We start from the raw sequence: 1,582 nt of genomic DNA, 5'->3' as shown, positions 1-1,582 counted from the left end.
GCTGGCCCGAATCTGGGCCGAGGTCCTGGCCGTGCCCGCCCCCGGCATCGACGACAATTTCTTCGCCCTGGGCGGCGACTCCATCCTCTCGCTGCAAGTGGTCGCCCGCGCCCGCGACCAGGGCCTGGCGCTGAGCGTGCAAGCGCTGTTCGGCCGGCCCACCATCCGTCAGTTGTGCGAAACGCCGGAGCCGGCCGACAACGGCGAGACCGCCGCGCGGCAAGCTTTCTCGCTGATTGCCGAAGCCGACCGGCTGCGCCTGCCGGACGACGTGATCGAAGCGCTGCCGATGTCGCGGCTGCAAGCCGGCATGCTGTTCCACAGCGAGCTGTCGCAGAACGGCGCGATCTTCCACGACATCTTCAGCTTCGATCTGCGCCTGCCCTGGGACGAGACCGCCTGGCGCGCCGCGGTTCGCCGCTTGACGGAACGCCACGCCGCGCTGCGCACCACCTTCCACTGGAACCACTATTCGGAACCGCTGCAGCTGATCCACCGCGACGGCGACATACCGCTCAAGGTCGTCGATCTGCGCGCGCTGGACGCCGACGCGCAAAGCCGGGCGCTGACCGACTTCGTCGCCGCGGAAAAAACCCGGCCCTTCCAGCCGCAACACCCGCCGTTGCTGCGGCTGGCGCTGTTCCGGCTGGAAACCGGCCGCGCGCGCCTAACGCTGAGCTTCCACCACGCGATTCTGGACGGCTGGAGCGTGGCCACCCTGGTCACCGACCTGCTGCGGCTGGCGCGCCAGCCGGAGAGCGCCGGCGGCAGCGACGCGGCCGGCGCCTTGAGCGCGCTGTTCATCGAACAGGAAAAGCAGGCCGAGAACGACGCCGAGCTGAAAGCGGCCTGGCGGCGACGGCTGGCCGGCGTGGAAGCCTCCATCCTGCCCCGACTGCGCGCTCAGCCCGCCGCGGCCGGCCCGCGCAGCGTCCGCCGTCTCAGCCGCATGCTGCCGGCCGAGCTGTCCTGCTCACTGGACGCCGCCGCCGCGCGGCTGGCGCTGCCGCTGAAAACCGTGCTGCTCGCCGCCCACCTGCGCGTGCTGGCGCTACTGACCGGCTCCGCCGCCGCCAGCACCGGCTACGTCACCCACGGCCGCCCCGAGCGCGAAGACAGCGCCGCCGCGCTGGGCCTGTTTCTGAACACCGTGCCGCTGAGCGTGGAGCTGCGGGCCGGCAGCTGGGCGCAATTGGCGCGCCGCGTCTTTGCCGAGGAAACCGCCTTGCAGCCGCTGCGCCGCCTGCCGTTGGCCGCCATCATGCAGCTGAACCAGGGGCGACGCGGTTTCGAGGTCGGCTTCAACTACATCCACTTCCACGTCTACGAACAGGCGCTGCGCTTGCCGGAGGTGACGGTGGAAGGCGTGGAAGTATTCGAGGAAACCGACTTCCCCTGCCTGGTGCAGTTCAGCCGCGATCCGCGCAACCAAGGCCTGGAACTGACGCTGGCCTGGGACGAAGCGGAATTCGACGCGGAGCAGATCGAGGACATCGCCGGCTATCTGCGGCAGGCGCTGACGGCGCTGGCCGCCGACCCCGACGCCGACTGGCTGGCCGCGCCGCTGCCGAGCGCCGAACAG

General features: G+C 70.7%; 1 protein-coding gene. It reads left to right on the top strand.

Annotation, left to right across the window (positions count from 1 at the left end; translation table 11 throughout):
• Nucleotides 1-1,582 (top strand): condensation domain-containing protein (locus JW897_RS24075; protein WP_205467927.1); only part of this gene is annotated, 1,582 nt, incomplete at both ends.

It is taken from the genome of Chromobacterium alkanivorans (assembly GCF_016937655.1).
In the GTDB taxonomy this organism is placed as follows: Bacteria; Pseudomonadota; Gammaproteobacteria; order Burkholderiales; family Chromobacteriaceae; genus Chromobacterium; species Chromobacterium alkanivorans.
Note: the sequence above shows the minus strand (reverse complement) of the source record. Positions and strands in the feature narration are given on the sequence as shown.